Below are 24,820 nucleotides of genomic sequence, written 5' to 3'. Positions count from 1 at the left end.
GTCCTGCGACGCTGCGGCAATTGCCTGGAATTCCATCGTGACAACTCGGATTTAGGCGTCATTTGCGTTCATGACACCGCTTTGGCCGGTGCTCTGTCGATGTGGCAGGATAGGTAGCCAGAATGGGGTAGGCGCGCCGATCGTAGGAATTAAGTAGATCGCGCGCGCCGTGGCCGAACCTTTCTTGACCCGCAGAGCCGCACGCAACAAGGTCGCATCGGACTTGAGATTGCTTCGTGCCGCACACTCAAGGGAAACAGCATGAATAGAACATTCGTCGTTTTCGCCGGCATGGCCGCGGCTGGCCTGATCCTGGTGAACTGCACCCAGATGAGCGGGGCGGCCCAGATCGCTCCCTCCGCCAAGCTCAATGCCAACGCCAAGATGACCCCGCCGGCCAGCAAGCCCCAACTCCATCGGCTCGCCGTCCAGGTCGACGTCAACGATCCCGCGTTGATGAACCTCGCCCTGAACAATGTCAGCAACACTGCTCAGCACTACAGCGCTCTCGGTCAGAAGGTCGAGATCGAGGTGGTCGCCTTTGGACCCGGATTGCACATGCTGCGCGACGATACCTCGCCCGTGAAGGCGCGCATCAAGACCATGAGCGAGACCATGCCCGAGGTCACATTCTCGGCTTGCGGCAATACCCGCGACAACATGACGAGAGCGGAGGCCAAAGAGATCCCGCTGATTGCGCAGGCGAAGGTCACCAAGTCCGGCGTGGTCCGGCTCATGGAGCTGCAGGAGCGGGGCTGGAGCTATCTGCGTCCGTGAAGGGACGCCCGCACAGCGCCGCCGTTGCGTGCGTCCGCAGGGCAGGAGACGCCAATCCGGCAGCGGGACAATGAGACGCGATCGATACGGTCGGTCGCTTCGCCTTCGCCTTACCCGACATTGCGATGTTGGTGTGCGGCCCCGTTTGCGGTCGCTCTGATCAGTTACCGGTGCTTTGAAAAGCCGCTGGCGCGTTATGCGCGGTGCCCGCTGCACGCCGACGGGGACAGGGCACCGCCGGCGCGCGCCGCGAATTCATGTCATTGGGAGCAGGATGCCGAGACGGCGCGCTCGATGACCGGCAGGTTGACGCTCAAATGCGGCTCGACAACGAGGTCGAGGTGACCGCCGGCAATCGGAACGATGTCGAGCCCCGTGAACAGGGAAGCCCAGCCCAAGTCACCCAACAGTCCGCGCCGGTTACAGAGGAACAGCGTTCCCTTGATGGGCAGCTGGCGCTTGCCGCCCGCAACCCAGCGGCCGAAGGCCCGCATCCTGAGGATCTCCTCGAGCTCCAGCTTGAGTATGAAGCGGGTGCTTGCCAGAGGCGCCCAGGTCATGGCGTCGAGAAGCCGGCTGAACTTGACTTCGCGACCCCAGCGCACGGCCGACTTCGCGACGGCGCGGCACAGCATGCGATACAGCGTGACGCGGTGCGACCTGATCCGTTGCAGCGTGCGCGACAGCGTCTCGCGGCCGTTGTTGCGGCGGGGGCCGACATTGGTGTCGAGGATGCCGAGGAACTTGACCTGGCGGCCCTGCGCGATCAGCCGGCTCGCGATCTCGAAGGCGACGCCGCCGCCGAGCGAATAGCCGATCATACGAATGTCGCCGCTCGGCTGGACCGCGTTGATCTGCTCGATCGCCAGCGTCGCCATGTCCTCCACCGAGCCGTTTCCGATCAGGCTCGACGTCAGGTCGGGATAGCGGATCGGGATCACGTGCGCCACCTTGCTCAGATGCGCGCCGAACGCGGCCATGCTCGGCCCGTAGCCCATCGATCCCGGCAACATCACGAGGGGAGGCAGAGTTGTGTCTTCGCGTTGCGGCTCTCCCGGCCGTCCCGCCATGGCGACCGCCTGGACCATGTCGTCGACGCTCATCTCGACCGTGAAGGCCTCCATGTTGAGCTCTCTGCCGATCAGGCCTTCCAGATCCATCACGCAACGCAAGAGCTTCAGTGAATCGCCGCCGGCCTCGTCCCAGCTGCCCGCGACCTCGGCCGTGCCGAGGATGCGGCGCCAGACCTCCGCCACGGCCTTGCGCGCCTGCGCCACGTCGTTCGCGTCCGGCGACTGCGGCGCAGGCGCCGCTGCTGCCCGGCTTTCGAGATCGAAAGCCTTGAGCTTCGCGACGTTGACCTTTCCTCCGGGCAGACGCGGAATTTCCGCAATCTCGTGCAGCCTGGTCGGATGCAGCGCCGACGGAAGCGTCTGCCTGATCACGTTACGGACGTCGGTGGTGAAGGTCGGCGGGGCGTCATCGCCGCGCGATGCAAAGGCGATGAGTTCGTTGGAATCCGTGACGACGGCGACCGCGTCGGCCACACAGGGAATGCCGCGGATGGCGGTCTCGAGCTCGGCCGGCTCGACGCGTCGCCCGTTGATTTTGAGCTGACGCCCCTTGCGTCCGACCACCTGCATGAGGCCGTTGGTACCTACGACGACGAGATCACCGGTTGGAAACACCCGGTGCCCGTCCATCTCGGGAGCGGGGGGAGTGGGCAGAAGGTGGCCGCTTTCCCAGTAGCCGAGCAGGACGTTCGTGCTGCTGATCACCAGCTCTCCGACTTCGCCGGGGCGGACGGGAGCGCCGCTGTCGTCGATGACGGCAAACGAAATGCCCGGTAGCAGATAGCCGACCGGAACGCTGCTGTCGTGCCTGTTGAAGTCCTGCTGCGTGAAGTCATCCGGCAGGAACCAGTGCGTCCCCTGGCTCTCGGTCGATGAATAGCTGATCTGGATGAAGCAGCGCGGCGGCGCGACCTTGCGGACCAGCGCGATATCCGCCCACAACACCTTCTCGCCGCCGATGCGGATGAGCCGAAGCGATGCGAAATCGTCTTTCGTGGCCGCGCCGGCGACCGCGCGCAGCAGGGCGGGCACGATGTAGGTGATCGTGACCTTCTGCAAGCGGATTTGACGCACCAGGCCGCGAAGACCAAGCGCCTCGATATCGGCGATGTGCAATCTTGCACCCGTCATCAGGGCGGAGAGCATCTCGCGGCTTCCGGCGATGGTCGTCGGACCGCTCAACGGCATGAAGACGTCGGTCTCGTTGGTGTGGCACGCGTCGACATAGTGCTGGACGCGCTGCAGCAGCGCGCGCTGGCTGTTCACGACGCCCTTGGGTTGACCGGTGCTGCCCGAGGTGTAGAGCACAAGCGCGGGCGCGTCGACCGCGACCGGCGCAAGGCACGCGCCGCTGCCCGATGCTTCACCGACGCGTGTGACATCGAGCCATTGCAGGCGGTCTTTCTCGATCCATTCCGCCGAACCGTCGCCGTCATAGCCGATCAGCAGGGTGATCCGCGCCGCCGCGGTCATGGAGGAGAGCCGTTGCGCGGGATCGCGCGGATTGAGCGGGACCAACGGTCGTCCGGCGGCCATGCATGCAAGCATCGCGATTGGATGCCAGATCGAATGGCGCAACAGTGAGCCTACCGCCTGTCCTTCGGGGGTTGCCACGACGATCGCTTCGGCGAGCGCCAATACCCGCGCGAGGAAACCGGCATAGGTGATCTGCTGGTCGGCATCGCTGACTGCGATCCTGTCGGCGAACTTCGCTGCGACGCTCCGAAGGTGCTCGATGGCGGGCACATCGGCAAATCCTGCGCCCATGCGGTTAAACGGCCGGTCGACGGGACCTCGCATATCGAGCGGGACGTCGAGAGCCGTAGTCCAGACCATGTTTGCGGACTTCCTTGCATCTGTGAGGGGGAAACGCGGGCCAGCAACCAACTTCGCGCCTTTCGGCGGGTTGAGAGAAGGTGTCTGAAGCTGCATCGCGGCCCTCGCGAGTATGAGGTGACTATTAGGCCGTTGCGCCGGCAAGCGCATCGTTCGAATGAAGGACGAACCTTAAGCTTCTGTTGTTACAGAATATTTCTGCGGTCTATTCCGCGGCCGGGCGACGGAACTCCCAGATCGCATGGAGAAGGCCGGCCATCATGTTCACGCGCTTGTGGATGTAGACAACCATTGCCGTGTTCCAAACCACGTTCGTCACGGCCGTCGCGACGGCAGCACCCATTGCGCCAAAGAAGGCAATCCCGATCGCGCATGCGGTCAGATTGACCGCCGCGCCGACCAGCATGATCAGGGTTGCTGCGCGCTCGTGTCCCGTCATGGTCAGGAGGTTCAGCTGAGGACCGGTTGCGGCGGCCAGCAGTTGACCGATGACGAGGACTTGGGCGATCGGGGCGGCTACGATGAACTCCTCGCCGAAGAAGCGCAACAAGGGCTCCGTCAGGACCAGGAGCGGAATTGCCAGCACGGCCGTGCCGAGCAGCGAGAGCACGGTCGCGCGGGCGAACAGGCTTTGCAATGCCGCGTCATTGCGGTGCGCGTGGAGCTTCGAGACGCTCGGAGAAAAGAAGGTTCCGACGGCCACACGGGGAAGCACAAGAAACATGGCGAGGTTCAGCCCGAGAGCGAACAGGCCGGCGGCGTGTGCGTCGCCGCTCCAGCCCAGCAGGATCAACCCGGCGCGGCTCATCAGGATTTCTACGCCGATCATGAGCACGACCGGAATTCCGAGATGCCACCAATCGGCCTTGGCGTAAGCCGGTGTCACCGATCGAAGCTGCGGCGGCCACAGCTTGCGCATGCTGAACCCGAGCACCCCGGCCGTGAAGGCGGAGCTCGCAAACAAGGCCAGCAGCACGGTCGTTGCGTCGATTGGTGTGATGTTGAGGCCCAGTGCCAGCAGCACTAGCACGACCATGAGGCCGTCCCGACCGAACCGCTCGGGAGCAAGAGCCGAAACGACGCCGCCAAACGCGCGAACCGCGGAGCCGGCAAGCACGTAGATCGTGACCAGCGGGACTGTCGCGATGCCGATCGCGAGGCTGATCGTCAGCTCCGGATGCTCGTGGTGCGGCAGCACGAACACGGTCGCGATTCCGCCGATTGCGATAACAGCCGCGAGGAGCGTCGATCGTCCGAAGGCATACCGGATCAGTCCGTAGGCCAGCGACCACCGTCCGGTCGCGCTATAGGCGGGCACAAATCGCAGCAGGACCGTGTTGAAGCCAAGGGCCGAGATATAGGAGAGCAAGGTCGTCCAGGCCACGGCATACGAGTAGATGCCGTAGCTGTTCGTGCCAATGAGGCGGGCAATCACGAGCTGCGCAAGGCAGGTCAGCCCGGCTCCTCCAACGTAGACCATGAAGGCCCACAGGCTGGCGTTGGCGAGACGGCGCGTGAGCTCGGGGTCGTCGGGGCCGGCATTCTCGAGCGGCGACGGCACCGGTGCGAGCATTTCGCCAAAGGACGGGAGTGCGCGCTGCTCCGGATTGGGCCGCGCATGCGCCGTGTTGTCCTTCTTGAATCTGGTGGAGACTTCCTCTTCGACGCGGTCGAGCGCCTCGGTCAGGAGATCCGGGTCGAACGAATTGAAGCAGATCGGCTGCGGATCGTCGGTTGCCAGCAGCGATCCGACATAGTCGGTGATCGGCTTGGCCTCGAGAAAGGTCTCGACGTCAGGTTCGAACCACTTCTCCGCGAAGGTCTTCCCGTTCACGCGCTGATGAAGGCGCCGTTCCAGCATGTCGCGCGGGGCGTCAAAGCGGATCACGAGGTCCGACGGTGTTCGCATGCTGATGGCGTGGGCGATCGTCTTCTGATCGGCACGGCTGAACATGGCAAGGGTGCAAACGACCTGGACGAACCCCTGGTCGAACAGGACGATATGGTTCGGGTCGTGCGCGCGTTTCCAGACACAAGAGAACCGCATGACGTACTGGCTCAGTCTGATCCACCAGATGGCGCTCCTCGGCGGCATCAGGCGGAGCAGGTCGCGCGCAAGAAGCAGTCCCCGGGCGTTCGAGATCGGGCGGCACAGGATCGCGAGATCAGCGAGGAGCGCATGAAAGATGCGCACGATCGCCGGAATGATGCCGCCGCGGCTCAGCCACTTGCTTTGCATACGCGGCAGCGTCAGCACCAGATCGACGGTATGGCCCCGCTCGCGCAGGCGATCGGCCAACGCTCGGCTGAACGTCGTCTTGCCTGCACCCGGCGGACCGAAGGTCTCGATAATCATGCGATACTCAATTCCATCATCTGCGGTTCAGGATCGCGCCCTCAGCTTTGCCCACGCCGAGTGCATGGCCTCGATTGCTGCCTTGGGGGTGAACCATCGCGTGATCGCCGCTTCGTACCGTTGGTAACGCGCGACCAGTGGGTTCGGCCGATCATCCGCGGGCTGCGTGGCCTGGTCGTTGCCGGACGGATCTGCCCGCGTCAGGACCACCGAGATGCTCGTATCGCGGTTGGGGTGAAGATGTTCCGTGCGAGCGAGCTGGTGCAGGGCAGCGAGCGCCAGATCCCGATGGGTGCTTCCGCTACGCACAGCGAGCAGGATGTGATCGGCCCAGCTTGCGATGAGCCGTGCCTCGGGGACTTCGAGCAGGGACGGTCCATCGATGATCACGAGATCGTACGCTTCGCCCAGTTGCCGGAGCAGCGGAGCAATCTTGGGATTAGCGAACACGCCAAGCCGATTTCCATCGGACAGGCCAGCCGGCAGATAGTCGATGCCGAACTCGGGAATATACTGCACCGCATCCGCAAGCGGCCGGTCATACGACAGAACGCCGCGCAGATTGGCGCTCTCGTCGCTTGGGCGACGGCCGAACTGGCCGAAATCCATCAGCAGCGTGCGTCGCCCGAGCCGGGCGGCGTAGACGCCAAGGCTCCGCGCAAGGAGGGTCTTGCCTTCGCCGCCGACGCTGGACGTCACGAGAACGATCCGTTGCTGGACGACCGGATCGGACGCCAGCAGGGATACCAGGATGGAGCGGATTGCCCTGGAATAGCTACTCGTGGGCTGCTCCAGGAAGTACTGGGGCTGAACGCCCGGCTCGAGCGGGATGGTCGGCATCACGCCGACGCACGGAACGTTCAGAGCTGAGGTCGCGTCGGCCTCCGTGCGCAGCGTGTGGTCGAGACGATCGAGAACAACGGCAAGAACGCAGGCGAACAGCGCCAGCGCGATCACGGCGGGAGGAACCAAGAGCAGAGGCGGCAACGAGGCAGGCCGCTCCGGCGGCGAGGCCGTAGCGCGCAGGCTGACGTCCGGCTGCACGACGAGACCGGTGGCGGTCAGTTCCTGCCGTCGCCGAAGAAGCGTCTCAAACTGCTGCGCGAGCGTGGTCACTTTCCATTCGAGCGCGGCATCCCGTGACGGCACCACCTGGCCGGCAAGGCGATAATTCTTCAGTTCCTGCTCCGCCTGCGCGAGGTCGGCCTGGATCTTGGTTGACCGCACCGCGAGGGCATTCAAAGCGTTCTCGGCCTCGCTGCGCTTCTGCCGCGTCAGCGCTTCGACGTAGGACTGTGCGACCGTATTGGCGATGTCCGCCGCCTTTTGCGGATCGGGCGACGCCGCGCTCACGCCGATGATCCGGGAGCGACGCTCCTGGCCAATCTTCAGACTGCCCTTCAGAGCAGCCAGCGCCGCGCCGTCGTCCGGCTTTGCTTCGCCACCGATCAGCGCCTTGATATTTGTCCAAGCGTCGTGCACCTGCGTCCGCAGGCTCTGGATCCAGCCTCCTGCGGCGCGGTGTCTCGCATCCTGAAGTTCACGAAGCGTGGGCAGAAGCTGCCGCAGATAGGCATCGGACAAGAGGACCGTGACATGCGTGTCGATGATGGATTCCTCGGCACCTTGGCCGGCGGCGGCAGCGGGGGCCCCCTCGGTTGCTGCCGGTTGCCTGACGTCGACAGCAAGCTGTGCGGTCGCCAGATAGGTGGGCGATACGAACAGGCTTGCAAGGCCGGCGAGGATGGCGCCCACGATGACGATCCTGAGGATGAGCCGCCTGTATTTCCGCAGGCTCTCCAGCACTTGCTTCAACGACTGCATGCCGTCGTTGGTCCCGACGGATTGTTCGCCCATGCGTGCCCCGGGAACGGTGTCCGGGAGGACGGTCAGCTGCCGCATGCGTTTGCGTACCAGGGCTTCCATTGCTTGATCCTCACTGCGCGGGTTCGAGCACTCTCATCGGCCGAGATGCTCTGTGATCTCGTGTCGTATCCAGCCATGATTGCAGCATCAGAACCGCCCACAGCGGCCGCGCATGGTCGCGGCGGCCGCTCTGGTGGTCCTGCCAGCACTCCTGAATCCTTCGCGGGTCCAGCAGCCCCTGGCGGCGAAGGCGCGGCTCCGAAAGGAGGTCGCCCGCCCATGCGCGCAGGGGTCCTTTCAGCCAGGCGCCGATCGGCACGTCGAAACCCTGCTTCGGGCGATCGATGAGGTGGCTCGGGACATAGCGGTTGAGCACCTGACGCAGAATCCACTTGCCGCGACCGTCGCGAACCTTTGCGGAGTTCGGCAATCGCCAGGAGAATTCCACGACGCGATGGTCGAGGATCGGACAGCGCGCCTCGAGGCTTGCCGCCATGCTGGCGCGATCGAGCTTCACCAGGATGTCGCCGAGGAGATAGCCGGTCATGTCGCGGACGATGAAGTCGGACAGAAGATCATCGAGCGGCGGCACCTGGGCCGGATCGACGGCAGCGGGTTCCGCGGTCAGCTGCAACTCGGAAAGACGCGTCGTCTTCCGGTACATGTCGTCGACACTGTCGCCGCCGAACAGCTGCGCCAGGCGGTTGATCCGGTCGCCCTGGATCATTCGCCGCAGACGGACGGGCAGCGGCAGCGCGCTGGTCAGATCTTCGCGCAACACGCGCGCCAGCAGTCCGACGCCTGCCGCCGCGGTCTGCCGCAAGGCTCCGTTGGCAAGGAGCGCGGCGAGGCGAGCCGTCAGAAGGTGCCTGGAATAGCCACCGAAGCATTCGTCGCCGCCGTCGCCGGAGAGAGCGACCGTGACGTCCCGCCGGGCGAGACGAGAGAGCAGGAGCGTTGGGATCTGCGATTCATCGGCAAACGGCTCGTCCCAGATCGAGGCGAGGCCGGGAATGACCGCTCTGGCGTCCGCCGGAGTAAGCCTGAACTCCGTGTGATCCGTGCCGAGATGACGTGCGACGGCAGCAGCGCTGGCCGCCTCGTCGAAGGTCGGTTCGTTGAACCCGATCGTGAACGAGCGGACCGGCCGCGGCGACTGGGACTGCATCAGCGCGGCCACCGTCGCGCTGTCGATGCCGCCCGAAAGGAAAAGCCCGATGGGGACGTCGGCGACCATGCGCTCACGCACGGTCTGGCGGAGCAACTCGTCGAGCTCCGTCACGAGCTGACGATCGTCTTCGGGAGCGGGGGAGGCCCGGCCGTTCCTGGCAACCTCCGTCAGCGACCACCAGCGGCGCGCCCTCGCGCGCAGCGTCGCCGCATCCGGCTGGGCTGCAAGTTCGCCGGCGCCGAACGACAGGATGCTTCCGGGCGGGAGCTTGAACGCATCACGCCAAATGCACAGATCGTCCGGCAACCAGCCTTGCGCGAGAAACTCCGCCACCGCGCGCGGATCGATCTCCGACGAGAAATCGGGCAGTGCGGCGATTGCCTTCAGCTCCGAGGCAAAGGCGATGGCGCTTGGTGTCCTGGCGACGTAGAGCGGTTTCTTCCCCATCCGGTCGCGGGCGAGATGGAGGATGCGGTCCCGGCGATCCCACACGCCGATCGCAAACATTCCGTTGCTGCGGCTGAGGGCTTTCTCCAGCCCCCAGCTTTCGATCATTGCGAGCAGGACTTCCGTATCGCTGCCGCCGTTGAAGCGATGACCGATGCCTTCAAGCTCCTGGCGCAGCGACAGGTAGTTGTATATCTCGCCGTTGAACGTGATGACGAAGCGGCCGCTTTCGGAGCGCATCGGCTGTCGTCCGGCGTCCGTAAGGTCGACGATTGCGAGCCGGCGATGACCGAGCGCGATCCCGGCGTATGGGTCACTCCAGAAGCCGTCGGCATCGGGACCGCGATGCTGCAAGGTTGCGGTCATTTGCCTGATCGCGACCAGGTCGACGGGCCGGGAAGCCCGCGGGATCTGGAGTATGCCGGTGATGCCGCACATGTTCAGGTTCCTGGACGCGCCTGCGGGGAGGTCGTGCGTTCCGAGCCAAGGATCAGGCTGAGGGCGAGCGCGAACCACACGATCGGGTGACGCAGGATGAAATGGCTTATGCTGAAGATGGAAAGCGTCGCGACCAACGCCGCCAGGACATCAAGCCGCGCACGCAGCACCAGGGCGATCGTGGTCGCAAACAGGCCGCACACGGCCATCACGCCGAGCAGGCCGCCTTGCAGGAACACGTCCATCAGTGTGCTGTGAGCTTCGAACGGGAGGGGTAGATTGTTGACGTTTGCCACGTTCGGCTTCGTCAGGTGCGGACCTGGTCCGAGCCCTACCGATCCCGTATTCAATCCGATATCCAGTGCGTCCCCCCAAAGTTGCAGGCGCAGTGCCGCGGTCGCCTTCGTTGCGTTACCGCCACGATCCTTGGTGAGACTGAACGCAAGGCTTTCGACGTCGCCGGCGGTCGCCACGGCATACGGCGTCAATGAGAGCGCAAGCGGAGCGGCAGCGAGGATGACGAACAGCCCGATGGCGAACCGGAGGCTCGATCGGTGCTCCGGAGAAGTCAGCCAGCTCCGCAGGCGCAGCAGGAGCAGCAGCGCGAGGGCCGCGGTCATCGCGATGAGGAATGTATCGCTCTTGGTGAGGCGGCCGACGATGAGGGACAGAAGGCAACTGAAGAAGGCAACGATCCGACCAAATCCCCGCGCGGAAAGCGCCAGGCTCAGGGATAGCGGCGTAAAGACGGCGCAGTAAAGCCCGACCTGATTGGGATTCTCGGCCCAGCCCCGAAAGCGGTCCCAGAACCACGGCTCGACCGATGGCAGGCTGATGATGTTCCAACCCATCGCGAGCTGCAGAACCAGCGCGGCAATCCAGAATCCGATCAGGAACCACTGGGTCTGGCGCAACGCGCCGTGCGGATCCATTGTCGCAGCGATCATGAGGGCGAGCGCGGCCACCAGCACATATGCGAAGGTGTCATGTATCATGGTGGGGGGATCGAGCTCGTTCATGAGCAACGCCAGGCATGTTCCGATGCTCATCGCAAACGCAAAGCAGACCCAGAACGCGCCGATGCGAAGCACGGCTCGTGCGTTGTGGATGCGGCCGCCAGCGATCAGCTCAAGGGCGGCAAGTATGAGCCACAGCACGAGGCAGAGTTCGCCAATGCCCATCGACACAGCCCCAGGCAGCCGCAACTGTGAGGCCGTCGTGAGAACAATGCCGAGGGCAAAGAGTGCGTTGCCAATCATGATACTGCGCTGCTGTGAAGGCGAGCCCTTTGGTAGTCGCGGCCATCACGGGATGACGGAAGCTGGTCGTCGCCCGGCCTGACTGCGGAAACCAGCTGTCGGTAAAGCTCGGCGTAACGGTCGGTCACGACGTTCAGATCGAATTCGCGGCGTACCGTCTCGACCGAGCGGGCGCCCATGGCTCTTGCCCGGGCGGGGTCCTGGAGCAGGTCGAGGATGGCGGCGGCGAGCGCGCGCGGATCGCGCTCGGGCACGAGGTGGCCGTTCCAGTTCTCCACCACGACGTCGTCGCAGCCCGGAACACGTGTCGCGACGATGGGTACACCGGCGAGCCCCGCCTCCAGCAGTACCCGCGGAATGCCTTCCCGGTATTCGGTCGGGCAGGCAAAGACATTGGCGAGGCCGAGGAGCGCGGGAACGTCGGATCTCGCGCCGAGCGCCGTCACGTAGGGCGCATGGCGATCGATCAGGGCCTGGTCCACCGCAAAGGGACCCTCGCTCTCGCGCGGACCGACGAGCAGGAAACGTACGCCAGGCCGGGCCGCGTGCACGATGGCCGCAGCGTCGAGCAGGGTGGGGATGCCCTTTTGAACGGTCAGCCGGCTGACGGTCAGCACCACCTCGCAATCGCCGAGATTCAGCTCGGCGCGCAGCCTGGCATCGGAGCTTGCCTGGCTCTGCGCGGTCTCGAAGGCCGCAACATCGATGCCCGAACTTCCGATCAGCACGTCGGGACTGTTGCCGAGCAGGTGATAGCGCTGGAAGAAGCTGCGATCCGCCGTGTTCTGAAATACTGTCGCCGTGGTCCAGCGGGCGGCCAGGCGCTGCATCGTCAGGTAGATTGGCCGGAACGCGAGGGCCTTGAGATTGGTCGACGAGAACACCCAGCCCATCCCGTTGATGGTGCGCACGACGGGGACGCTGCCGCGGATCGCGAGCGGCGCAAGCAGGTTGGGTTTGGTGTCGAACGTCTGGACGACGTCGGGCCGGATACTTCGAACGAGCTGCGAGAGCTGCCCGATCGCCACGCGATCGTTGATGCGCGCGCCAAATCTGTCGAAGCTGTAGCCATGATACTCGATGTCGTTCCTGGTGAATGGAAGTGCGGCGCCGGTGCCGGCCGCGCTCACCCGGAAGCCCCGATCGCGCAGGGCGGACAGGAAGGGGATGCGGAGCGCATGATCCTCGCCTCCCACGCAGAGCACATGTATCGTCATGCGAGTCCTCTCGGTCACGCCGCTGTGCAGTTCCGCCGGCCGGGTGATCGGCCACCCCGTCGGCCTTGCGCTTCTCCGGGCACGCTCAAGGTGCAAACGAGCTTACGAGACGATCGGAAAGTGTCTTCATTCGTTTGGATGAGAACGCCGTCGAAACTGCCTTGTTGTCTTGCGGTGGTCCGCCCACGAACGGATTTTCCCGAGGTCGGACCACCGCGGATTTGACGCGATTGAATGGCGAGCCGCGTGCGGCCGTCAGGGCAAGACGGCGACGCGGCCCAGCAGCGCAACGAGCTCCGCTTGCCGCCGGGTCTGCGTCTTGACGAACAGCGCAGCGAGATGCGAGCGCACTGTCGTTCGGCTCAGTCGCCGGGCGCGGGCCACGTCGAGCAGATTGCGACCTCGCGCCAGTTCGACCGCGAGCTGGGTTTCCGCGGCGGTGAGGCCAAACAGGCGCTGCAGCGTGCCCGGAGTGGGTTCCGGATGCGCGTCGAGATCAAGCAGGATGACGGCGCTAGTGCCGTCCGAGCGGGCATTGCAGATCTGGTTGACGAGGCGGCTGATGCCTTCCTTGGTTGACGTCGCGAGCCATGACGTCGAGCCGATCGGCAATTGTGCTCCTGCACGATTGAGCAGTTGCCGCAAGGCGCCGTAGGGAGTCTCGCGACCGGGTAGTTGGCGGGACTCGCGCTCCAGGATCGCCCGGGCGGTCGCGCTTGCCTCGATCACGCGATCCCGAATGAGCAGGATCTGTCCGCATCCGATGCGCCCCAGCGCCGCGGGAAACTCGTCCCGCTTGTCCGCAGAATAGGTATCGGGCTGAATGGGCGTACGGTTGGAAATGTTAAACACGGATTCCCTGCACTGATGAAGTGATGCAATCGCGTTTGGCAATGTGGTGGTCTGGTCCAAATTGAGCATTTCTCCTGCCTCCAGGCCGTCTCATTCAAATGAATGGAATGAGGGCGTGAAAAGCATCCCAAGTTCGGCAAACGCTGTAAAATTCAAATCGGGGGTAATCCGTCGTCCGTTAAAAAACCGATTGACGCGGTGAGCGGTCGCTGGCGGCAGCGATGAGGGTGGTCAAGATCAGACACCAAAGAGCCCTGAGCCAGGCGAGGATGCGGCGGAAGTTGTGGCCGACGGCGGAGAGGATGACGTTGGCGGCATCGCCGGCGCGGCCTTTGAGGTAGCAGCGGCCGAGGTGACCATCGGTCTTCAGGTGTCCGATGATGGGCTCGATGGCGGAGCGGCGGCGCAGCTCGCGCTTGATGGCGCCGAAGACGCCGCGCTTCTGGCCGGAGATGAAGACGCGACGCGGATTTTGCGCGTCGTGGCCGCGGTATCCCTTGTCGACATAGGCCCGCTCGATCGCGCAGCCGGTGAGTGTCTCGGTGCGGTCGATGACGTCCCGCAAGGTGTGACCGTCGTACGGGTTATCGGGTAGCGCCCTGGCGTGCAGCACGAACAGGCCGCCGGGAGCCCGGCGGTTGTTGGTGACGATGGAGGCTTTGACACCGAACTCGTAAGGCGCGGCGGCTTTGCCCTTGCCGATGCACTCCACCTCCGGGGCATGGAAGGAATAAAGCTTCCAGCCGCGCTGGCGCTGCTGCTGCGAACGGATCTGCGAAGCCCGGCTGAGCGGGAGGGCAAAGGCGTTCTCGAGCACAGCCTGACCTTCGATCTTGCGGCGGATATCGCGGATGATCCGGCCCAACCGGCTGCGCAGGATGCGCAGCTGCCGGTGATGCCGCTTGAATTGCTTGGCATGGGCGTAGCGCCCCGCCATCATCGCCGCGGTCTTGGCAATGCGAAGATAGGACTGCCGCAGCTTGACCCCGTGCTTCCGCGCCAGGCGGTTGAGCCCCTTGACCGCCGCGTGCAGCAGCTTGGCATCGGTCGGAAAGGTGATGGCCTTCGGCTGCACCGTGGTATCGACCGTGACCCGCTTGAGGTCCTGGCTGCGTAACGCGCCGGCCTCGTGCGCCACCCGCAGGCTCTCGGCCAGCAACAGCTCCAGCTTGTCGCCGAGCCGCTTGCGCCAGTGGCTCAGGTCCGAGCGCTCGTGCGGGAAGGCGTGCTGGAAGAACTCTTCGCCGGTGAAGTACTGGAAATACGGGTCGTGGACCCAGCGCTCGCACACCCCCTCATCGGACAGCCCGTAAATCTGCTTGAGCAGCAGCAGCCCGATCATGAAGCGGGTCGCGATGCCCGGCCGACCATTCTCGCTATAGAGCGGTGCGATCTCGCCGTCGATCCAGTCCCAATCGAAGCTCGTGCTTCATGTTGATGATCTGGTCCAGCCTGGCCCGGAACAGATCGCCCGATCCCGTCGTCCTGTGCTTCTTCGGTCGCATCGCCACCTCCGATACGACGACGGAATCATGACTGGCGATTCGACGGAATCCTGAAAATGAAATTGCAGGGTTCCGATGCCCAAGCATCAAAACCCTGCAATCTCAAAACAGCCCACAAAGACAAATGCGATTCCAGCTCAATCGCTTAGCCGCTCTTCACGGACGACTAATCCAGCTACCTCGTCGGGGGCGGCCGTCGACGGCGCGCAGGTGCGGTCGGGTGGCGGTTGCGGGATAGCGGGGACCGCCCCCTTGCGCTGCTGCGGGCGCGGCCTGGCGCAGCATGCGGCTGCGGAGGCCGCCGGCGCGACCTCCGTTGTGGGTACCCCGTTTGATGCCGACGGCTAGTTTGAGGCGTTCGTAGCTGCCGAAGCCCGCAATGCGACGTCGACCACGTCCCCCGGTTCGACATCGAAATCGACCGATGCGGCGATCCTGTCCCATCGTTGTCCGACCTTACGGATGATGGTGACCTCGGGCTGGAGCTCGCTCATTCCGAGCGGCACGGCGCCGGCGCCGCCGATCGGCTGCAGCCGCTGGCTCAGCGCCTGCATCCTGACCCGCAGATCCGCCATCCGGGCGTTCGAATCCTTCAGCTCCTTCAGCAGATTGACGGTGCGCAGGCTGCCGACGCGATCGATCTGCCGCAGGGAATCCTCACGCTGACGCTGCAGCCGCATGACCTCAACCTGGGTTTGCAGGCGGCGCGTCGATGAGAGCAGCAGCGCACGCCGGCTCTCCGCAACGCGGGGGCTTGGCAATGATCCCTGGCCGAACAGCTTGATGACGCGGTCGAGTTCCTCCTCGTCCGCCTGGACACCTTTCTCCTCGGCCTCCTGCTGCTTCTTGAGCGTCACGAGCTGAGCATCCGCCTGCTTGACGGCGTCTTCCAGGAAGGCCCGTTCATTGCGATTGTCGGTCACGGCCGTTTTCAGCGATTGTGCCTCGGCTTGCACGATCGGGTCGATCGCGGAGGCCGGCAGGGAAATCTCCCTCGGGATGCTCGCATCGAACTTGTCTTGATCGCGTAGCTCCGCGTTGGTGCGCTGAACGTGGATGAACTCCTTCACGTATTCGGTCGAGAACGACTGATAGTCGCGCACCAGATCGGCCGGATCGGTGGCGCCTGGCGTCTGGCCGCGGGATCGCAACAGGCTGAAGCCGCCGGCGACCGCCACGACCTGACGTACGGTCATGGCTGCGCGATAAACTTGCTGCCCCGGCGTCAAAACGTCGCCGGTGACGTAGATCGGCCGATACTCCGCGACGCTCGTCATGACGTCGCCGGGCTTGACGACGAAAGGCTGCTCGCCCCCGTTCGGCGCCCGTTGACGCAGCACCCGCGAGCGCAGCAGCGCCTCCATGCGCGCTTGAAATTCCGCAGGCGTCAGGCCGGAGACCTCCACCGCGCCGATCCCGGGGAACGCGATGGTGCCATCATCTTGAATCTGCAGTCTGTAGCGCTGATCGGGCAGGCCGCCGATCGACACTTCGAGCGTGTCGCCGGCCGCCAGCTTGTACTGCGCCGCGACGCTGGCCCCGCTGCTCGTCGCGGCAACGACTGTTACCCAGAAGGCGGTGCAGAGGTGGCGCAAAGCCCTAGTGCGAATGTTGCCCTTCATGACGCTCTCCTTGGACGAGCTGCGACCCGCTCTCGGGATCACCCCAATCGAGCCTGGTCACAAAATCAAACACCGGTCCGCCTCGCGTCCCCCAGTTGCTCGACCAGATGACCTGCGATCCATCGGGGGAGGGGGAGCCGTGGGTTTCACTCCAGTAATCTGCTGATACGTTGACCGTGTGCGCGACGCGCCGGAACTCGCCGCTGCCGTCGATCTTCAGCGCGATAATCTCCTGGGCGAACGGAGCCATCCGCGCGTTGCCCACCAGGGCGAGCGGGCTGCCGGCATAGCTGAGGAACACCCATCCGGGACGGCGGATCGCCCGTGTCGAGGCATGTTGGGCCTCGCCATAGGGAGCAAGCGCCGTGACCAACCCGTCGCGCAGTCTTCGCTTGATCACCTGATACTTGTCGGGCGCCGATTTGCTGATGCCCACGTAGACTTCCAGCCCGTCGGCATCGACGGTCATGTCGCCATGGCCCGGCCGATGATGCTCGGTCCAGCTCTGCACCAGGCTGCCGTCGACCGCGAAGATGAACGCCTGATCCGTTTGATCGGCGAGCGCCTGCTGGCAGAAGATGGAGCCACCGAGCGGCGAGATGCCGCAATAGCTGTTCTTGCCGGGAATTCGCGCGAGGTCGATGTCGGGAAACTTCTGCCGGGTCGAGAGATCGACGGCGAAAGCGACCAGCGGGCCATCCTGCCTGGTCGCGCGTACCGCGATGCGGTGGCCGTCCCAGGATGGGTTGCCCTTGTAAGGGCCGAACTGAAGTTCGCGGTATTCCCTGAGCTCGAAGACGACATCCTCGGCATTGGTTCGCGGTGCCCATCGCGAAATGCGGTTGCCGAGGACGCAGATCATGACCTCCGGCTCCCGCGGATGCCATTCGCATTCACCCGCCCGCTGTCGCTGGAATAGCGCTGTGTAGCTGCGCCCGTCGAGAAAGCAGAGCCCGTTGCAGCCGTTGACGATCAGAAGCAGGCTCTGGTCGGCGTTCCAGGCTTGCGCGCTCGAATAGCGGTGCGAGCAGTAATTACGTTTGCAGGCAACGCCGTTGCCGAGCGCGCTCTGCGGGGTGGTCACACGCACGAGCGTCGTCCCGAGGGATTTGTCTGCCGTCGGGACGAGGTAGTCCGGCAGGTCCATGGGCGAAGCAAAGGCAAACCGCGCATTGGCCAGTGTCTCCGGCTGCGCGCTCCGCGACAGGAGGAGTGAGGCAATGATGCCGCACCACAGCCCGGCCCGGACCCAATGTAGCCGGGCGGTCATGTGATGAAATCGTGCTGGCGGCGGACCTGGCTTGTCGAGAGGCGACCGCGCCACCAGTTGACGGTCCGTTCCAGTCCATCGCGTAGCGTTACCTTTGGCGACCATCCGGTCGCCCGGACAAACCGGGTGGAATCGGCGAGCAGCGCCCGCACCTCCGAGTTGGTCGGACGAAGCCGCTTTTCGTCCTGAATGACGGGCTTCCGGCTGGACGTCAGATCGACAATGATATCGATCAGGTCGCCGATCGTAATGGCACGCTGACTGCCGGCGTTGTAGGCATGGCCATACTCGATGTCGTCGGCCAGACCGGCGGCCATGAACGCTGCGGCGGTGTCGGTAACGAATGTGAGATCACGCACGGTCGTCGTATCGCCGACCATGATCTCCGTGCAGGACGGATCGAGCGCCTGCCGAATGATGGTGCCGATGATCGCGCGTTCGCTTTGCCGCGGCCCGTACGTATTGAACGGTCTGAGGATCACGACGGGAACGCCAAACGACCGCGCGAACGCCTCCGCCATCATGTCCGCCGCGACCTTGGATGCGGAGTAGGGCGATTGTCCCTGCAAGGGATGGGACTCGTCGATCGGCATTCTCAGCGCAGTGCCGTAGACCTCGCTGGTCGAAGTCACGACGACCCGCTCGGTGCCGTGCTGCCGCGCGGCCTCCAGGACGTTCAACGTGCCGAGGACATTGGTTTCGACATACGACTGCGGGGCGAGATAGGAATAGGGGATCGCGATCAGCGCCGCGAGATGGAAGACGAAGTGGTGGCCCTGGACCAGGCGGCCGACGAAGGCGGCGTCGCGAATGTCGCCGCGAACGAGATTGAGCCTATGCCGCGTCGACTCCGGGAGATCGTCAAGCCAGCCATGGCTGTCGAAGGAGTTGTACTGGGCCAGAGCCGTCACGTCGGCTCCCGCCGCAACCAGCGCCTCCGTCAGGTGAGATCCGATGAAACCGTCGGCTCCCGTGACGAGTATCTTTGCCCCAAGGTAGCTCATGGTCGTCGCTCTTTCTCATCGGTGGAAGCGTCCGATCGAACGTTCCGCCTCAATGCGGCCCAGCACTCCGCGGCGATGACGCCGCCGGCGCGAACAATCCAGCCAAGATCGGATACGAGGGTCCGGCGCGGGAAATAGGCGAGATCGATCTTCGCCTTGGCCGGGAACAGAACTTCCCGGTAGAAGTCCGCGGCCGGCGCGTCCGCGGGGTAGAGCCTGTTCTCGTGCCGGAAGATGACCTGGCACGGGCCGAATACGCCGGGCTTGTGGTCGAGGAGCTGCTCGAAGCCGTCGCGAAAGCAGTCGGCAAAGGTGAGCGACTCCGGCCGGGGACCGACGAGAGACATATCGCCGCGCAGGACGTTCCAGATCTGCGGGAGCTCGTCCAGCTTGGTTGCGGCGAGGATGCGGCCGACCGCGGTCATCCGGTCATCTTCCCGCAGCGTCAAGGGCGAGCCCTTGTCGTCGCAACTCGGTCTGAACTTGCGAAACTTGTAGATGTAGAATGGTTGCCCGTTCTGTCCGAGGCGGAGTTGCGAGAACAGGATCGGCCGGCCGGCCTCGAGCCAGATCACGGCCGCCACGATAATGAAGACAGGCGAGAGCACCAACAACGCGGCGCCGGCGCAGACCAGGTCAATGATGCGCCGTCCGTTCACCTGAGAAAGACGAGATGGCGCGATCAGGTGATTGGCCGTCTCGGGTACAGTCATGCAACCGCTCCAACAGGGTAGTCCGCAGCAAGTGCCGCCGCGAGCGCAGTCACGACACGCTCGACGTCCGATGTCGTCATTCCGGGATGCAGCGGCAAGGTGAGCTCGTGGCGGGCAAAATCCTCGGTTCGCGACAGGGTCGTCTCGGGATAGAGATCCCTGTAGAAAGTGAGGCGATGGACCGGCGGATAGTGAACCGTGGTCTGGATGCCGCGCTTGCGCAGTCGGTCGATGACGCGCTGTCGGATCGTTCCCGGCGGCAACACGACCGGCATGATATGATGAGCCGAGGGCCAGGGCGCTTCAAACGGCACCATCACCGACGGGCACTGCTCCGCGAACAGCTGGCGGTAGCTGGTCGAGAGCCGGCGTCTGGTGTCATTCCATTGCGGCAACTTCTTCAGCTGTGCGAGGCCGAGGGCCGCGCGCAACTCGTCCATCCGGTAGTTGAAGCCGAGGATCGTCACGTCGTAGTCCGGACGACGGTTGGTGAGGCGTTGCCGTGTGCCGCTCGTCATGCCGTGGGCGCGCGCGCTCCGGATGGTTTCGCGCAAGGTGCGGCTGCGGGCGATGATGGCGCCGCCCTCGGCGGTGGTCATGTTCTTGTTGCCATAGAAGCTGAATGCCGCCGCTTCGCCATAGGTCCCGACATCAGGCATGCCGGGCGCGTGCGCGGCATCCTCGATCAGGAGCAGACCCTTCCGGCGGGCAAAGGATTGCCAGGCGTCGCGATGGGCCAGATAGCCGGCAAAATGCACGAGAATGACGGCCTTGGTTCGGGAGGTGCACTTGGCTTCGGCATCGTCCAGGGACATCAGCGGCACCTCTGCCGATCCGATATCGACGAAGACCGGCCGTGCGCCGACATAGAGGACGCTGTTGGCGGTGGCGACGAATGTCAGCGAGGGAACCAGGACCTCGTCTCCGGGGCCGATGCCAAGCGCATGAAGGATCAGGTGAAGGGCGGCCGTGCACGAGCCGACGGCGACCGAGTCCTCGGCTTCATGCATGCGCGCGAACGCCTGCTCGAAGTCGCGGACCCGATCTCCCATCGTTACCCAGCCGCTCTCGATCACGGCGGACAGGGCAGCCTTCTCGTCTTCGCCCAGGACCGGCTCTGATACCAATAGCATGTGTTCTCTCCAATCCCGGGTTGAATGAGACGGCAGGACCGCCGAAGCGGTCGCTGCAACACGAGGCTTGGGGTCAGGCGGCGACCGTCGCGGCGAAGGCCGGCGACTGTTCGTCCCATGCGACGTCCTGCGCCCTCAGGAAGTCCTCGACGCGTCCGATATCGAGCCAGAGCCCGCTATGCTTGAACACGTTCACCGGGGCTTCTTCGTCCAGCATCTGGAACATCAGATCGTCGAAGCCGAAGGGAACGTTCGACGGGATCCGTTCCAGCACGGACGGGTCCATGCAGTAGATGCCCATGCTGACGAGGTGCGTCAGCTCCGGTTTCTCGCGGAAGCCCGTCACGCGTCCTTCCATCTCGTCGATCACGCCAAAGTCCATCTTGGTCGGGCGGATCGCGGTGGCGATCGTGAGATTCGAGTTGCGGCGACGATGGCTGCCCACGAACTGGTTGAGGTTGAGGTCGGTCAGCACATCGCCGTTGAGAACCAGGAACGGTTCGTCGAGCTGGTCACGCAGCAACGACAGCGGGCCTATCGTTCCGAGCGGCTCCACCTCCTGGGTATAGGTGATCCGCATGTTCCACTGGTTGCCGTCACCGCACACGCTGCGAATGAGGTGTCCGAGATATCCCGTCGTGATGTAGACGTCCCGGATCCCGTTCCGCCTGAGCCACTTGAGGACAAGCTCAAGGACGGGGCGGGCGCCGATCGGCATGAGCGGCTTCGGCAAGATGGATGTGTGGGGGCGCAGGCGCGTTCCCTTGCCGCCGCATTGAATAACCGCCTTCATCATTCCCTCCGTATTGCTAGAGCGCGCAATCGCTGAGTCGACTCACTCGATCGCGACAGACCGCTTTCACCGTGCTGGTCGGGCTGAGCGTTCAAAAAAGCTAGTCGCAAAGACCGCATGCGTCTTCGTGCGTTTGCATGAGACGATTCGACGATGTCTCGGAGGACGGATGCGCGCGTCGCAAGATGAACGACGGGCGAGATTTAGTGGTCAGAACGACATCGCGGTGACGGGGATTCTCGTTGCCGCGATGTCAGGCCGCAAATTCGAACGAGACCCGGTGTATGCGCGATGGGCCGGTTCGGATCGGCCGTTGACGGGAGTGCGCCACGGCGGTGGCAACCGCCGGTTGCCGATCGGCCTCTGCATCGAAGGTGGTGGGATTGCCGCAATAGCGTCGCTGCAGCGTGCGAGCATCCGCTGGCATGCGCCGCCACCCGATCGATGTGCCGGACAACGTAAAACACAGCATTCGCCGCGACGTTGGCCGTCGGACGTTCATCGCATCTGCAACTGTCAACTCATCGCCGCCGCAGCGGTGACGCTGCGATGTCCGGCGATCCCAGCTCATTCGCAAGCTGCGTCATTGCGCGGGGCCCTCGGTCGACGGCCATGCGAAAGCAGGCCGTCGATGCGAGGCGCCCCGGAAGTGATCAGCCGGTTTGATCAACCTCAGTGATGCCGGCCCGCTGATGGTTTCGGCGATCACCTCGAGAGATCTTGGGACCCGTGTCATGGCTGACGGCCAGTGGCAGAACGTTGCCATTGGCTGCTCGGACCAGCGACCCGTTGTTCATGCCCCAGATCGCGGCCTGTGTCCGGTTCTGCACCCGGATCTTGCGCAGGATCGCCTTGACGTGGACCTTCACCGTGGCCTCGGCGATGTCGATCTTTCGGGCGATGCACTTGTTGGAGTTACCTTCGATGAGGCAGGACAGGATCGCCCTCTCCCGCGGGGAGAGATGCGGTGGGGCGATGGTGTCCTCCGCCGCGACCAGGAGTTCGCGCTCGCTTTCACCTGACGGCGTCAGCTGAGGCACGTGATTGCTGTCGAGAGCAAACGACAGAAATGCCGGCGGAAATACCGTCTCGCCCATCGTCACCAGTTCGATGGACTTGATGAAGGCATCGCACGAATTGACGTTGACGAAGTAGCCGCTGGCACCCGCGCGAAACGCGGCGGCCAACTCGCCTGGCCGGTAGTGGTCGGACACGACCGCTATCCGGGCTGCAGGGTACCTATTCTTGGCAAACCCGATCTGCTCCAGCGCGAGATCGAAATCATCGTCAGTATGAACGATGAGGAACAGCAGTTGATGCGCTTCGAGTGTGCTCGGCAGTTCGTCCGGGGTCGCTGCCGATACCAGGATACGAAAATTCGCTGCATGCAGTATTCGTGAAATTCCTTCTCTAATGAGTACGTTTTTTCCAATAAGAACGCTTTCGTAAGACTGCCGCCTCCTCATAATACCCTCCGCGACAAACGCAATGACACAACTTCAATGGGACAACTTCAAACTAGGCAATTCCAACAGGTAGTCCGTCCCCGGTCTTTCAAGTTGGCTGCGTCGAAGAACGACAAACACTCGTTGCGCGGTTGGGTTTTTTCTTCTTCGACGCCTCGTCGTCAAAAAATGCTTACTTCGATCGTGGCGCTCCTTTGGAGGGGCGCTTCTTTCTTCGGTGGAAATTCATGGTTGGCAGATTCTGAGGGCCCCGTTTTCGTTAATATTTTATGAATGTTAGAGGCGAAATCCCGATCTCCCTATATACCGTTCGTTATAGGCGCGTCCGTGCGACTACGGTGGGCGCGTTTGAACCTTTTTTGCCTTTCAGACACATTCTCTAGGTGAGTGCGGATTGCTGTGCTTATCGAACGTTGAAAATTTCGTGCGCTGTTTGAGATGTTATGCCGCGCGAACGAGATTGGAGCGTCGCGGGCGTTGAACGTCGGCGAGTGGCGAGCGCTCGTGAGGCCCGCCGTACGACCGGCAATTTCGTCGTCACCGCGACAGCGCGAAGCCAATTTGAGTACCGGATTTCTACGGACGACTCGCTTCCGTAAACTTGTCGTAAATTGTCACGCGTGAGCCTGGATTCGGCGAGAGCTATTTACCCGTTAACCTATGCGTTTTGCATCGCGATATTGGCACGTTTGTATTATTGGAAAAATGTAGTGATCCTATCGATATTGGAAGCAACGACAGCGGGCGCGCTGAGTTTCACACATGGGGGTGACACGCTAAGGAGCGCTCAATGCGTCGTACGAGTGTGGTGATCGCGGACCGGCATCCGGTGGTGTTGCATGGTCTGCGCAACGTGCTCGGCGCCGAAGCCGATTTCAACATCGTTGCATCGTGCAGTGACGCGACGAGCTGCATCGAGGCGATCCGGGATCTGGCACCGGATATCGCCATTCTCGACCCTGCGATGCCCGAGCTGATCGCGCTGAAGAATCCGCCGTCCACCAATCCGGGCGGTCGCTCGACGCATCTGGTGTTCTTTACGGCCGCCGAAGATTGCGACCTCGTGTTGTCGGGTGGACCGGAGGGATGCAGCGTCGTCCTGAAGGACGTGATGCCCGAAGTCCTCCTGCAATCGTTGCGGCAAATCGTCAATGGCCAGAACCTCGCGCCGCTGCCCGCGCCGGAGGTGTCGCGGGAGCAGGCCTCAAATTCGGACAACGCGCTCACCGTGTTGACCGACCGCGAACGTCAGATCATGCGCCTGGTCTCCGAAGGATTGTCGAACAAGGAGATCGGGCGGCGCCTGAGCATCGCCGACGGCACCATCAAGGTGCATCTTCACAACATCTTCCAGAAGCTCGAGATCAGCAATCGTACAGCGCTCGCTGCCCTCGCCATCTCGCAGAATGATCGCGCGGCTCCCGCGCAGGAGAAACCGCCGCTGCCGGGCACTGGTCCGACCGGCGGAGAGCGCTGAACGATCGCCAAATCTTTCCATTGCGGCGCAACGAGATGCTGGCGCGCCGCAGGCATGCCGTGCGCACGATCCGGCCTTGCGCTACTCCGCGACCGAGAATTGGAGGACGAACAGGGGCCGGCCGCCCAGCTCGGGACTGTCGGTGACCTCGACCTGCCAGCTGAGGTGATCCATGAACGGTCCCACTACCTCGCTTCTGAGAATTTCGCCGGTCAGCTCGATCGCCGCTGTCCGCGCGGCGGAAATGTCGGGAAGCTCCAATCCGATGTCGTCCAACACGGAACCGCCGTCATGCACGTGGAAGAAATAGCGGGGCATTGGTGTCTCCGGATAACGGAAGCGATCGGATAGCAACAACAAGCCATGGCAATCACATTAGCGTCATCGCCCCGGAATGGGGCACACGGCAAGCTGATTTTGTAGGGAGGTCCATCATCATTGTTGGGTACCTCGACGTCGACGAGGGCTGCGACGTGCTTGACGTAGACAGCGACTTCGCGCGCGGTACAATTCGAATGCGCCGACAGTGCCCACTTCGGCGTGCC

At 63.7% G+C, this 24,820-nt stretch carries 17 protein-coding genes and 1 pseudogene; 2 read left to right on the top strand and 16 right to left on the bottom strand.

The window, feature by feature from the left end; translation table 11 throughout:
- The first annotated feature begins 261 nt into the window (after positions 1–261).
- The gene (locus tag ACFFWD_RS44060; RefSeq protein ID WP_376975722.1) at positions 262–777 is read left to right on the top strand and encodes a DsrE family protein; all 516 of its coding nucleotides are present in this window, start codon (positions 262–264) and stop codon (positions 775–777) included.
- Between the two features lie 260 nt (positions 778–1,037).
- On the opposite strand, the gene ACFFWD_RS44055 is transcribed toward ACFFWD_RS44060, so the two are convergent.
- The 15 genes and pseudogenes from ACFFWD_RS44055 to ACFFWD_RS43985 all read right to left on the bottom strand — a co-directional run bounded on the left by ACFFWD_RS44055 (position 1,038) and on the right by ACFFWD_RS43985 (position 22,798).
- Complete coding sequence (locus tag ACFFWD_RS44055; RefSeq protein ID WP_376975721.1) at positions 1,038–3,686, bottom strand: AMP-binding protein; 2,649 nt, start codon at positions 3,684–3,686, stop codon at positions 1,038–1,040.
- Between the two features lie 205 nt (positions 3,687–3,891).
- Positions 3,892–6,042 (bottom strand): oligosaccharide flippase family protein, encoded by a 2,151-nt coding sequence (locus tag ACFFWD_RS44050; RefSeq protein WP_376975720.1) that lies wholly within the window; start codon positions 6,040–6,042, stop codon positions 3,892–3,894.
- A gap of 27 nt (positions 6,043–6,069) precedes the next feature.
- Positions 6,070–7,968 (bottom strand): tyrosine-protein kinase domain-containing protein, encoded by a 1,899-nt coding sequence (locus ACFFWD_RS44045; RefSeq protein WP_376975718.1) that lies wholly within the window; start codon positions 7,966–7,968, stop codon positions 6,070–6,072.
- A gap of 10 nt (positions 7,969–7,978) precedes the next feature.
- Positions 7,979–9,964: an asparagine synthase (glutamine-hydrolyzing) gene (gene asnB, locus ACFFWD_RS44040; RefSeq protein WP_376975717.1), complete on the bottom strand. Its 1,986-nt coding sequence runs from the start codon at positions 9,962–9,964 to the stop codon at positions 7,979–7,981.
- A 2-nt stretch (positions 9,965–9,966) separates the two neighbouring features.
- The gene (locus tag ACFFWD_RS44035) at positions 9,967–10,983 is read right to left on the bottom strand and encodes an O-antigen ligase family protein (protein WP_376975716.1); all 1,017 of its coding nucleotides are present in this window, start codon (positions 10,981–10,983) and stop codon (positions 9,967–9,969) included.
- 236 nt (positions 10,984–11,219) lie between these two features.
- Positions 11,220–12,440 (bottom strand): glycosyltransferase, encoded by a 1,221-nt coding sequence (locus ACFFWD_RS44030; protein ID WP_376975715.1) that lies wholly within the window; start codon positions 12,438–12,440, stop codon positions 11,220–11,222.
- A 255-nt stretch (positions 12,441–12,695) separates the two neighbouring features.
- A complete protein-coding gene (locus ACFFWD_RS44025) occupies positions 12,696–13,292 on the bottom strand; it encodes a helix-turn-helix transcriptional regulator (RefSeq protein WP_376975713.1) in 597 nt (198 codons plus the stop codon).
- A gap of 178 nt (positions 13,293–13,470) precedes the next feature.
- Positions 13,471–14,797, bottom strand: a pseudogene (locus tag ACFFWD_RS44020) (IS5 family transposase).
- 344 nt (positions 14,798–15,141) lie between these two features.
- The gene (locus ACFFWD_RS44015; protein ID WP_376975712.1) at positions 15,142–16,419 is read right to left on the bottom strand and encodes a polysaccharide biosynthesis/export family protein; all 1,278 of its coding nucleotides are present in this window, start codon (positions 16,417–16,419) and stop codon (positions 15,142–15,144) included.
- On the bottom strand, positions 16,397–17,689 hold the full coding sequence (locus tag ACFFWD_RS44010; protein ID WP_376975711.1) for a hypothetical protein: 1,293 nt from the start codon (positions 17,687–17,689) through the stop codon (positions 16,397–16,399). Before ACFFWD_RS44010 ends, ACFFWD_RS44015 begins: the two co-directional genes overlap by 23 nt.
- Entirely contained in the window at positions 17,686–18,693 is a 1,008-nt protein-coding gene (locus tag ACFFWD_RS44005) for a GDP-mannose 4,6-dehydratase (protein WP_376975710.1), read from the bottom strand. The genes ACFFWD_RS44010 and ACFFWD_RS44005 overlap by 4 nt, the downstream gene beginning before the upstream one ends.
- A complete protein-coding gene (locus ACFFWD_RS44000; protein WP_376975709.1) occupies positions 18,690–19,406 on the bottom strand; it encodes a sugar transferase in 717 nt (238 codons plus the stop codon). Before ACFFWD_RS44000 ends, ACFFWD_RS44005 begins: the two co-directional genes overlap by 4 nt.
- A complete protein-coding gene (locus ACFFWD_RS43995) occupies positions 19,403–20,539 on the bottom strand; it encodes a DegT/DnrJ/EryC1/StrS family aminotransferase (protein ID WP_376975708.1) in 1,137 nt (378 codons plus the stop codon). The genes ACFFWD_RS44000 and ACFFWD_RS43995 overlap by 4 nt, the downstream gene beginning before the upstream one ends.
- Before the next feature lie 73 nt (positions 20,540–20,612).
- Positions 20,613–21,332 (bottom strand): nucleotidyltransferase family protein, encoded by a 720-nt coding sequence (locus ACFFWD_RS43990; protein ID WP_376975707.1) that lies wholly within the window; start codon positions 21,330–21,332, stop codon positions 20,613–20,615.
- Between the two features lie 653 nt (positions 21,333–21,985).
- Positions 21,986–22,798 carry a LuxR C-terminal-related transcriptional regulator gene (locus tag ACFFWD_RS43985; RefSeq protein WP_376975706.1) on the bottom strand — a complete coding sequence of 271 codons (813 nt, stop codon included), beginning with the start codon at positions 22,796–22,798 and terminating at the stop codon, positions 21,986–21,988.
- Between the two features lie 790 nt (positions 22,799–23,588).
- On the opposite strand from ACFFWD_RS43985, the gene ACFFWD_RS43980 reads away from it, so the two are divergent.
- Positions 23,589–24,275: a LuxR C-terminal-related transcriptional regulator gene (locus ACFFWD_RS43980; RefSeq protein ID WP_376975705.1), complete on the top strand. Its 687-nt coding sequence runs from the start codon at positions 23,589–23,591 to the stop codon at positions 24,273–24,275.
- Between the two features lie 81 nt (positions 24,276–24,356).
- Here ACFFWD_RS43980 and ACFFWD_RS43975 read toward each other — a convergent pair whose 3' ends face one another.
- A complete protein-coding gene (locus ACFFWD_RS43975) occupies positions 24,357–24,593 on the bottom strand; it encodes a DUF6894 family protein (protein ID WP_376975704.1) in 237 nt (78 codons plus the stop codon).
- Between the last annotated feature and the right edge of the window lie 227 nt (positions 24,594–24,820).

The organism is Bradyrhizobium erythrophlei, from assembly GCF_042430365.1.
Taxonomy (GTDB): Bacteria; Pseudomonadota; Alphaproteobacteria; order Rhizobiales; family Xanthobacteraceae; genus Bradyrhizobium; species Bradyrhizobium erythrophlei.
This window is presented reverse-complemented; position numbering and strand designations above follow the sequence as displayed.

Coding starts and splice junctions, on each gene's coding strand:
- ACFFWD_RS44055 (WP_376975721.1), bottom strand. CDS start 3,686: ATGGTCTGGACTACGGCTCTCGACGTCCCGCTCGATATGCGAGGTCCC.
- ACFFWD_RS43975 (WP_376975704.1), bottom strand. CDS start 24,593: ATGCCCCGCTATTTCTTCCACGTGCATGACGGCGGTTCCGTGTTGGAC.
- ACFFWD_RS44010 (WP_376975711.1), bottom strand. CDS start 17,689: ATGACCGCCCGGCTACATTGGGTCCGGGCCGGGCTGTGGTGCGGCATC.
- ACFFWD_RS44005 (WP_376975710.1), bottom strand. CDS start 18,693: ATGAGCTACCTTGGGGCAAAGATACTCGTCACGGGAGCCGACGGTTTC.
- ACFFWD_RS44060 (WP_376975722.1), top strand. CDS start 262: ATGAATAGAACATTCGTCGTTTTCGCCGGCATGGCCGCGGCTGGCCTG.
- ACFFWD_RS44000 (WP_376975709.1), bottom strand. CDS start 19,406: ATGACTGTACCCGAGACGGCCAATCACCTGATCGCGCCATCTCGTCTT.
- asnB (WP_376975717.1), bottom strand. CDS start 9,964: ATGTGCGGCATCACCGGCATACTCCAGATCCCGCGGGCTTCCCGGCCC.
- ACFFWD_RS44015 (WP_376975712.1), bottom strand. CDS start 16,419: ATGAAGGGCAACATTCGCACTAGGGCTTTGCGCCACCTCTGCACCGCC.
- ACFFWD_RS43995 (WP_376975708.1), bottom strand. CDS start 20,539: ATGCTATTGGTATCAGAGCCGGTCCTGGGCGAAGACGAGAAGGCTGCC.
- ACFFWD_RS44035 (WP_376975716.1), bottom strand. CDS start 10,983: ATGAACGAGCTCGATCCCCCCACCATGATACATGACACCTTCGCATAT.
- ACFFWD_RS43980 (WP_376975705.1), top strand. CDS start 23,589: ATGCGTCGTACGAGTGTGGTGATCGCGGACCGGCATCCGGTGGTGTTG.
- ACFFWD_RS44045 (WP_376975718.1), bottom strand. CDS start 7,968: ATGGAAGCCCTGGTACGCAAACGCATGCGGCAGCTGACCGTCCTCCCG.
- ACFFWD_RS44030 (WP_376975715.1), bottom strand. CDS start 12,440: ATGACGATACATGTGCTCTGCGTGGGAGGCGAGGATCATGCGCTCCGC.
- ACFFWD_RS43985 (WP_376975706.1), bottom strand. CDS start 22,798: ATGAGGAGGCGGCAGTCTTACGAAAGCGTTCTTATTGGAAAAAACGTA.
- ACFFWD_RS44050 (WP_376975720.1), bottom strand. CDS start 6,042: ATGATTATCGAGACCTTCGGTCCGCCGGGTGCAGGCAAGACGACGTTC.
- ACFFWD_RS43990 (WP_376975707.1), bottom strand. CDS start 21,332: ATGAAGGCGGTTATTCAATGCGGCGGCAAGGGAACGCGCCTGCGCCCC.